9 protein-coding genes and 1 pseudogene are annotated in these 8,813 nt (G+C 72.0%); 5 read left to right on the top strand and 5 right to left on the bottom strand.

The features are described 5' to 3' along the window. A pseudogene (locus ACLEQD_RS30805) lies at positions 1-258 on the bottom strand (hypothetical protein); the annotation flags it as partial. A gap of 113 nt (positions 259-371) precedes the next feature. Here ACLEQD_RS30805 and ACLEQD_RS30800 point away from each other — a divergent pair. From ACLEQD_RS30800 to ACLEQD_RS30790, 3 genes are all read left to right on the top strand, one after another. After that, a complete protein-coding gene (locus ACLEQD_RS30800; protein ID WP_410389011.1) occupies positions 372-647 on the top strand; it encodes a hypothetical protein in 276 nt (91 codons plus the stop codon). 140 nt (positions 648-787) lie between these two features. Further along, positions 788-2,023 carry a S1C family serine protease gene (locus ACLEQD_RS30795; RefSeq protein WP_410389010.1) on the top strand — a complete coding sequence of 412 codons (1,236 nt, stop codon included), beginning with the start codon at positions 788-790 and terminating at the stop codon, positions 2,021-2,023. A 126-nt stretch (positions 2,024-2,149) separates the two neighbouring features. Next, positions 2,150-2,443, top strand: coding sequence for a vegetative protein (locus ACLEQD_RS30790; protein WP_410389013.1), 294 nt, complete (start codon positions 2,150-2,152; stop codon positions 2,441-2,443). A 38-nt stretch (positions 2,444-2,481) separates the two neighbouring features. Here ACLEQD_RS30790 and ACLEQD_RS30785 read toward each other — a convergent pair whose 3' ends face one another. Beyond that, positions 2,482-3,222: an RNA methyltransferase gene (locus ACLEQD_RS30785; protein ID WP_410389009.1), complete on the bottom strand. Its 741-nt coding sequence runs from the start codon at positions 3,220-3,222 to the stop codon at positions 2,482-2,484. A gap of 72 nt (positions 3,223-3,294) precedes the next feature. On the opposite strand from ACLEQD_RS30785, the gene ACLEQD_RS30780 reads away from it, so the two are divergent. Further along, a complete protein-coding gene (locus ACLEQD_RS30780) occupies positions 3,295-3,864 on the top strand; it encodes a hypothetical protein (RefSeq protein WP_410389007.1) in 570 nt (189 codons plus the stop codon). A 79-nt stretch (positions 3,865-3,943) separates the two neighbouring features. Next, complete coding sequence (locus tag ACLEQD_RS30775; RefSeq protein WP_410389005.1) at positions 3,944-4,900, top strand: phosphoribosylaminoimidazolesuccinocarboxamide synthase; 957 nt, start codon at positions 3,944-3,946, stop codon at positions 4,898-4,900. A gap of 30 nt (positions 4,901-4,930) precedes the next feature. Here the strand turns inward: ACLEQD_RS30775 and purB are convergent, their stop codons facing one another. From purB to ACLEQD_RS30760, 3 genes are all read right to left on the bottom strand, one after another. After that, positions 4,931-6,244 carry an adenylosuccinate lyase gene (gene purB, locus ACLEQD_RS30770; protein WP_120523861.1) on the bottom strand — a complete coding sequence of 438 codons (1,314 nt, stop codon included), beginning with the start codon at positions 6,242-6,244 and terminating at the stop codon, positions 4,931-4,933. Continuing rightward, positions 6,241-7,200: an ABC transporter substrate-binding protein gene (locus ACLEQD_RS30765; RefSeq protein ID WP_410389003.1), complete on the bottom strand. Its 960-nt coding sequence runs from the start codon at positions 7,198-7,200 to the stop codon at positions 6,241-6,243. Before ACLEQD_RS30765 ends, purB begins: the two co-directional genes overlap by 4 nt. After that, a partial coding sequence (locus ACLEQD_RS30760; protein WP_410389001.1) for an SUMF1/EgtB/PvdO family nonheme iron enzyme occupies positions 7,197-8,813 on the bottom strand: 1,617 nt, incomplete at its 5' end. The genes ACLEQD_RS30765 and ACLEQD_RS30760, both read right to left, overlap by 4 nt.

Raw genomic sequence — 8,813 nt, 5'->3', positions numbered from 1 at the left:
CCGGTCCACCAGCGGCGACACCGCCGGCTCCCGGGCCACCGCGAAGGCCTCCGCCAGCACCCGCTCCATCTCCGGCAGGAGCGCCTGGGCCGCCTTGCGCGACGGGTCCTCCGCGCGCCGGTACACCGGGGGCTCCGGCAGTTTCGCGAACAAGGCCGAGGCCTGGGCCCGCACGCGCTCCAGCGCGGCGTCCCCCCGCCCCACGTCCAATCCCGCCGCCCGCGTCTGGGCGGCCCTGATGAGTTCTTCGGGCTGCAAGCCCGTGGACCTTAAGGGCCCCCAGGCCCCCTGTCAGCGACTCCCGAACCCCCTGTCAGGAAACTCGCCCTGCGTCCGGGGGCGATGTAAGACGACGTAGGAGGATGTGAATCATGGGCGTGTTGAAGTTCCTGGTCTGGACGACCTGCGCGGTGGGACTCGGCGTCTTCCTGGCGCGGGGCAACGTGGACGGCCGCTCTCCGCTGGAGCACATGGAGCGCACCTGGAAGCGCACGGTGAGCCCCTCCACGATGGACAGGGTGAAGGGCGCGCTTGAGGACGCGAAGGGCGCCGTGTCCCAGAAGTCCGCCAACGCCTCGGGCCCGCGCGAGCGCATCACCGCCGAGGACCGGGCGGCCATCGACAACATCATCGCCAAGAAGAAGTAGGCGGCGAAGTAGGCGGCGAAGTAGGCGGCGTCGCGCCACGGGGCCGGTTGCTGATCGCCGGCCTCCCCCTTCCGCCCGCCCCACCCCGTGCCTAGGTTGCGCCGGGGCGTTGGGTTGGACGGTGGTGGAGAGGCGGGCCCATGGGTTGGACGCAGGTCGGGGGCGTCATCAGGGTGGCGGTGCTGGCGTGCGCGCTGGGAGCAGCGGGCAGCGCCGGAGCACGGGCACCCGGCAAGCTGTGGCTGGAGGCGCGCAACCGCGCCGTCTCCCGGCAGCATTCCAACATCAGTGACGTGGCCCGCAGGGCCATGCCGGCGGTGGTGTCCATCACCACGCGCCAGGACAGCGCGGAGGTGGCCCCCGGCGAGGAGTCCCAGCGCGGCATCGGCTCCGGGTTCATCATCCATCCGGACGGCTACATCCTCACCAGCGCGCACGTGGTGGACGGGGCGTCGGAGGTCTCCATCTCCATCCGCAGCGAGAACGGCTACGTGGAGGAGTTCCCCGCCACGGTGGTGGGTGAGGACGAGCGCACGGACTGCGCGCTCCTCAAGGTGGACGCGCCCCGGAAGCTGCCGGTGCTGAAGCTGGCGTCCGCGTCCCACGTGGGCATCGCGGACTGGGTGGTCGTCATCGGCAACCCGTTCGGGCTGGCGCACTCCGTGACGGTGGGCGTGGTGAGCTACCTGGGCCGCACGGACGTGACGCCCAACGGCCGCGACGGCGACTTCGACTACGTGCAGATTGACGCCTCCATCAACCCGGGCAACTCCGGCGGGCCGGTGCTGGACCTGCACGGCGACGTGGTGGCGGTGGCCAACGCCGTCAACGTGTCCGGCCAGGGCATCGGGTTCGCCATCCCCATCGACATCGCGAAGACGGTGATTCCACAGCTGAAGACGCACGGGCGCATGCGCCGGGGGTGGATGGGCATCAGCGTGCAGGACTTCTCCCCGGAGGTGGCGCAGGCGTTCAACCTGAACCCGCGCGGCCGGGGCGTGGTGGTGACGGACGTGGTGGAGGACGGCCCCGCGGACCGCGCCGGCCTGCGCACGGGCGACATCATCCTGAACATGGACCGCCTGGCCGTGGAGCGGGCGCACACCCTGCGCTGGCAGGTGGCCGCGCGCGGCGTGGGCCGGCACGTCCGGCTGCACCTGCGCCGGCTGGGCCGCTCCATGACGGTGAGGGTGAAGCTGGAGGACCTGCCCCTGGTGGAGGCCCCGCCGGCCACGCTGGCGTCAGGAAGCGCGCCGGGCGAGCGCGCCGCCGGGACCCGCTCCGTCCTGGAGGAGCTGCTGTCCCCGGTGCCGCGCACCCAGGCCGGCCGGTCCGGCGGCATTCCCAAGGCCGGGGACGGCCTGGCCGCCCCCTGACGGACGGGGCCTCCGGGGCCCCGCCGGGCTTCCAGGCTCCTTGCGTTCCGCGAAACCCGGCGATACACCGTCCGCCTTCACATCGTGGCGGATCCACCCACAGGTGGCGCCGCGGGTCTTCCAAGCATCGATTCGCAGGAGAGTCCGTACCATGCCGAGGCCACCCAGACGACGAAGCTCACCCATTGGCCGCGCACCGCCAAGGGCAGCGGCAAGAAGGCGTGCACCGTGGAGGGCTGCAAGCGCCCCTACCGCGCGAAGAACTACTGCTTCTTCCACTTCAAGAAGTGGCGCCAGGGCGACCTGCCCCACTCGCGCTACCGCGTGTGCTCCAAGCCGGAGTGCCGCATCAAGACGATGAAGGCCGGCCTGTGCGAGAAGCACTACGCCGAGACCTACAAGAAGGACGCGGCGGCTTAAGTCGCCCCGGCTGTTTGCGTGTGGCGCCGGCCCCCCGCCTACCCGCGGGAGGTCCCCGGCGCCACCGCGCGGCCCAGATGCTTGAAGGCGTTGAGCCACAGCTCCGCCTCCCGCTGGGTCAGCCGCGCACGCATCAACGTCCGCTCCAGCTCATGCAGCACGTGCTGCGGCGCCTCCGGGTTGAGGAAGTCCGCCGCCAGCATCGCCGCGCGCATGCGCCCGCTCAGCGCGTTGAGCGTCCCCAGCCGCGCGCCGGCCTCCTCTTCCTGAGGGAGCACGGGCGCCTCCGTCAGCCCCTGCCGGTGGCAGAGGTACAGGAGCACCGCGGAGGACTGCGCCAGGTTCATGGACGGCTGCACGTCCTCCGTGGGGATGACGAGCAGGTCCTGGCAGTGGGTGAGGTCCTCGTCGGACAGCCCGCGCTGCTCACCGCCGAACAGCAGGGCCACCCGCCCCCGCGTGCTCTCCTCCGCCAGCCGGCGCGCCGCGGCCTCCGGCGTCAGCGGGGCGCGCTTCGCCACCTGGGTGCGTGAGGTGGTGCCCACCACGTACACGCAGTCCTCCAGGGCCTCCGCCAGGGTCGGGGCGACCCGCATGCCTGAAAGGATGTGGCCGCTCTTCACGGCCATCCGCTCCGCCAGGCTGAAGTCCCGGACGATGGGCTCCGACAGGACGAGGCGTTCAAAACCGAAGTTCGCCATGACCCGGCAGACCGCCCCCAGGTTGTCGGGTGAACGGGTCTGATGAAGGACGACAGTCAGCTCCGCACCTGGACGCATGCCCCGGAGTTTAGCTGGTGGTGCGTCCGCGTGATCGGTATATTCCCAGTGATGCGTCGCTGGGTCCCTGGCTTGCTTCTGTCGCTGTCGCTCCTCACCACCGCGTGCGGTGGCGCGGGCACGCCCGTGCGTCCGTCGCTCACGGCGCGGCAGGCGCTGAGCAGCTCGCCGGAGGTGGTGGAGTTCGAGTCCCCGGCCGTCCGCCTGGAGCTCTTCCGGGACATCGCCCGCCAGTCGGAGCAGGAGGCCGGGCAGTCCGCGCAGGGCGTGGCCCTCTTCCCCATCATCCAGGGCAACGAGTTCGTCGCGGCGCCGGGCTTCGAGTCCCGCGCGGACCTGCTCCAGCCGCCGGACGCGGGCAGCGGCCTCCAGTTCGTCTTCGACGCGCGGACGGGTGAGCGTTGGCCGGAGGACCGGCGGGAGAGCCTGCAGGGCCTGTCGGAGCGCGAGGCCGCGGAGCTGGTGGCCCGCACGCTGCTGGCGCTCTGGGACATCCAGCCGGAGGGCGCGGTGCAGGTGGACCGGGCCGCGGGCGCGCCGTACGCGGTCGCCTACGTGGACGGCATCCTGCGGATCAACCCAGCGTTCCTCTATCTGGCATCCGCCTACGGTCCTGCTTCCATGGCGGCGGGCCTCCAGTAGAGTCGCGCGCCTCATGAGCTGGCCCCGCTCCCCCGCCCCTTCCCGGCGGTGAGTGGCCGGGCCACGAGGCGCCTCCGACGTGAACACCTCCGCCCTCCACGCGCAACTCACCCACACGCTTCGCCAGACGGACCTGCCGTCGCTCGGCACGCCCTACAAGGGCAAGGTTCGTGACACGTACCGCAAGGGTGACACGCTCATCCTCGTGACGAGCGACCGCCTCTCCGCGTTCGACCACGTGCTCACCACCCTCCCCTTCAAGGGCGAGGTGCTGAACCGCCTGGCGGCCTTCTGGTTCGACCGCACGAAGCACATCGTCCCCAACCACGTCCTGGACGTGCCGGACCCGAACGTCACCGTGGCGCGCGCCTGCCAGCCCTTCTCCGTGGAAGTCGTCGTGCGCGGCTACCTCACGGGCAGCCTGTGGCGCGACTACGAGAAGGGCACGCACACCGCCTACGGCGTCCCCTTCGCCGAAGGGCTGCGCAAGGACAGCGCGTTCGAAGCGCCCATCCTCACGCCGTCCACCAAGGCCGAGTACGGCCAGCACGACGAGCCCATCTCCGAGGGGGCAATAATGTCGCGCGGGCTGGCCACGATGCGCGACTGGTCCCGCATCAAGGAGGCCGCCCGGGGCCTGTTCCAGGAGGGCCAGAAGTGGGCGCGCACGCGCGGCCTCATCCTGGTGGATACGAAGTACGAGTTCGGGAAGGTGGGCGACGAGCTCTTCGTCATCGACGAGATGCACACCCCGGACTCCAGCCGCTACTGGGTGGCGGACGAGTACGAGGCGCGCTTCGCCAAGGGCGAGGACCAGAAGATGCTGGACAAGGAGAACCTCCGCCAGTGGCTCATCCGCGAGCGGAACTTCTCCGGCCACGGCGCGCTGCCCGCCATCCCGGACGACGTGCGCGTGGACCTGGCCGCCAAGTACGTGGCCGCCTACGAGCGCATCACCGGCACGTCGCTCGCGCTGACGCCCGGCGACGTGCACTCGCGCATCGAGGGGAACCTGCGGGCGAAGGGCTACCTCTAGCCCCCTCGCCCGCCTGAGGCCGCGCGGCGTCTAGCTGGCGCGGCCGAAGACGCGCTGGAACACCGCGTCCATCTGGCGCGTGTGGTAGCCCGGGGAGAAGCAGTCGGAGACCTCCTCGGGCGTCATCATCTTGAGCAGGTCCGCGTCGTTCAGCAGGGCCTGCCGGAAGTCCACGCCCTCCTCGAACATCCGCATCGCGTTGCGCTGGACCACGACGTACGCGGCCTGCCGGTCCATGCCCTTGCGCGCCAGCTCCAGCAAGAGCCGCTGCGAGTTCACCACGCCGCCCAGCAGGTCCAGGTTCTTCTTCATCTGCTCCGGGTAGACGCGCATGTTCTCCACCAGGCCCGCGAAGCGGTGGAGCATGAAGTCCAGGAGGACGGTGGCGTCCGGGCCAATCACGCGCTCCACGGACGAGTGCGAGATGTCCCGCTCGTGCCACAGCGCCACGTCCTCCATGGCGCTCACCGCGTAGCCGCGCAACAGGCGCGCGAGCCCCGTGAGGTTCTCCGACAGGATGGGGTTGCGCTTGTGCGGCATGGCGCTGGAGCCCTTCTGTCCGGGCGTGAAGGGCTCCTCCGCCTCGCGCACCTCCGTGCGCTGGAGGTGGCGGATCTCCACGGCGAACTTCTCCAGGCTCGCGCCGACGAGGGCGATGGCGGTGAAGAACTCCGCGTGCCGGTCGCGCTGCACCACCTGGCTGGAGGCGGGCGCGGGCTTCAGGCCCAGCTTCTGGCAGACGTGCTCCTCCACCGACGGCGGCAGGTGCGCGAACGTGCCCACCGCGCCGGAGATCTTCCCCACGGCGATGGTGTCGCGCGCGTGCAGCAGGCGCGTGCGGCCCCGGCGCAGCTCGTCGTACCAGATGGCCAGCTTGTGCCCGAAGGTGATGGGCTCCGCGTGGATGCCGTGGCTTCTGCCCATCTGCAGCGTGTGCTTGTGCTCGAAGGCGCGCTTCTCCACCGCGGCCATCACGCGGTCCATGCCCTTCAGGAGCAGGTCCACGCTGTCGCGCAGGGTGAGCCCCAGCGACGTGTCCAGCACGTCCGAGGACGTCATGCCCAGGTGCAGCCAGCGGGCGCTGGGCCCCACGCGCTCCTCCACGAAGGTGAGGAAGGCGATGACGTCGTGCTTGGTGGTGCGCTCAATCTCCTCGATGCGCGCGGCGTCCGCCTCGGTGAAGTCACCGGCGCGGGCGAGGCAGTCCGCCAGCGCGTCCTTGGGGGCGAGGCCTTGCGCGACCATGCCCTCCAGCGCGGCGAGCTCCACGTCGCGCCAGCGGCGGTAGCGGGCGACGTCGGACCAGAGGGAGGCCATTTCGGGACGGCTGTAGCGTGGAATCACTCGTAGACCTTCACGGCAAAGTCCCGGCGCGCCGCGAACCGGAGCACTTCCAGCACGACGTCACAGGACGGACCTGACTTCTTCGCGGCGGTGAGGTTGAACGAGAGGTCCAGGCCTTCGGGCCGCGCCACCGCCAGCGCGCCGGGGTCGACCTTCTCGTGGATGATTCGGTGGGCCAGCCGCCCCGCCTGCTGACCGAGCGCCAGCGGGGCCGGCGCGAGGGCCAGCGTCGCGCCCTCCTTCACCTGGCTGGCCGTGAGCGCCACCAGCGGCACCTTGCGGGAGGCACTGAAGGCGATGAGCGCCTGGACGACGGAAGCGTTGCCCACGGTCTTGTCCGCAACCATCAGGAGCCCGTCCACCTTCCCCGCCGCGCCCTCCAGCACCTCGCCCACCCGCTCCTGCGCCTCCACGGCCAGCGGGACGATGGTGAGGCCCAGGGCCGCGCCAGCGGAGCGGGCCTGCGCCACCGCGCCCGCCGAGGAGCGCGGGTCATGCAGGATGCCCACGCGCTTCGCCGCGGGCGCCACGGCCTTGAGCGCGGCCAGCTCCGGTCCGAAGTCGCTGGTGAGCGCGATGCCGGTGACGTTGGGCGCCTCCAGGCCGTACTTCTCGTGGTACGGCACCATGGCGAACAGCACGGGCACGTCCTCGCCCAGCGAGCGGCGCGCGGCGTTGGCCGCCAGCGGTCCCAGGGCCAGCACCAGCGCGGGCTTCTGCGCGGCCAGCGACTTGAAGACGCGCGCGGCCTCCGTGGGGCTCTCCTCCAGGGTCAGCTCGGTGACGTCCGCGCGGGCCTCGGACGTGAAGCCGGCGAGGAAGGAGGCGTACGGCGCCAGGCTCGAGGACTTCACGGCCACCACGCGGGGGCGCGCGGGGCTTCGCGGCGTGGCCTGGGCGAGGGCGACTGCGGGCAGGAGGAGCGTGAGGAGCGCGAGCCTCCGGAGGGTCGTCATCGCAGCACGTTCTGGCAGCAGCGGAAGCCCACGTCCGGGGCCTTCAGCGACACGGCCCCCCGCCGGCGCGCGGCGCACCGGGCGGTGTCGCCAGGCGTGTTGAAGGCGCCGCCCTTGATGAGCCGGTCCTCGGTGTCGGGGTAGTTGGAGGCGGTCCACTCGGCGGCGTTGCCGGACAGGTCCGCCGCGCCGTAGCCGGAGCGGCAGGCCTGATGTGCCCCGGAGGGCGCCAGGGCTCGCGCGGCGCCTCCGGTCGTCCCGGTGTTGCAGGCCGTCTGCGCCTGCTCGCCGCCGGAGGAGAAGCGCGCGTTGCCGGGGCCCTTGCAGGCCTTCTCCCACTCGTCCTCGGAGCACAGCCGCTTGCCGATGCCTTCGCAGCTGGACTTCGCGTCGAGCCACGTCATGTTGACGCGGGGCTTCCGGCCGGCCTGGTTGGGGAACTCGAACTCGTCGACGCAGAACGAGTCCACCATGACGCTGTCCATGCGCATCTCGTCGGTGGAGCCGGAGGCCTGGAGGTCCTCCGGGGACGCGCCCTTCTTGAAGCTGCCGCCGCTCACCAGCCGCATGCCGTCCGGACAGTGGTCCGCGGCCATGATGCCGCCCGCCGCGGCGGACGCGCCGGGCGTGGCGGGCGTGGGGCTGTTCTTCGCGGCCTGGGCCTGACGCACGCGCAGATAGAGGTAGCCACCGCCCGCGCCCAGCACGACGCCGGCCACCGCGAGGATGATCATCCACATCATCGAGCTGGGGCCGGAGCGGGCCGGCTTCGCCTGCGTGGCCCGCGTCGTGGGAAGCGTGTGCAGGCCGGACACCGAGGGCGGCAGCCGGCGCGCCGAGGAGCGGACCCCCGACACGTCCGGAGGGGGCTCGCCCTTGCGCGGGCGTCCCGCCGAGGAGTTCTCGCCCTGAACACCGGAGGAGCGGACCGCGCCCTGGGCCGCCGACGCCCGGGGGCCGCGAGCGTTCACCGACGACACCGCCCCCGAGGCCCGGGGGTTGCGGCCACCGCGGCTGGAGGAACGGGACTCGGAAGGCTCGTCGTCGTCGGAGCCCCGGCCGGACCGTGACTCCGTGGCGGATGCATCCGAGTTGCGACTGCTGGACCGGCCGTCGGCCCCGTCCGCACCGCGACCGGAGCGCCCGTCGCTGGAGGCCGCTTCACCACGACCGTTGGAGCGAAGGTCGCCCGATGAGGATTCGCCGCGACCGGAGCGCCCATCGCTGGACGCGGCTTCACCGCGACCGTTGGAGCGCCCCTCGCTCGATGCTTCACCGCGACCGGAGCGCCCTTCGCTGGACGCTTCACCACGGCCACCGGAGCGGCCATCACCGACAGCGGCTTCGCCACGGCCGTTGGAGCGCGCGTCGCTGGAGGCATCACCGCCACGGCCCGAGGACCGGCCCTCAGCCGCGCCCTCCGCGGAGCGGGCCCCACGGGGATCCGCCGGGAACGACGGCTCCTCCGCCTTGGCGAAGATGCGCATCACCGGCTCGGCGGCCTTGGCTGGAGCCGCGCGCGGTTCCTGCTGCGTCGCCGCGTCGGGGGCCTGGCCCAGCAGCCGTGGGTCCTGCGCCGCCTCCGCGCCCCTGCGTCCCGCCGGGGCCACCGC

It is taken from the genome of Corallococcus sp. 4LFB, from assembly GCF_046520365.1.
GTDB classification, from domain to species: Bacteria; Myxococcota; Myxococcia; order Myxococcales; family Myxococcaceae; genus Corallococcus; species Corallococcus caeni.
Note: the sequence above shows the minus strand (reverse complement) of the source record. Positions and strands in the feature narration are given on the sequence as shown.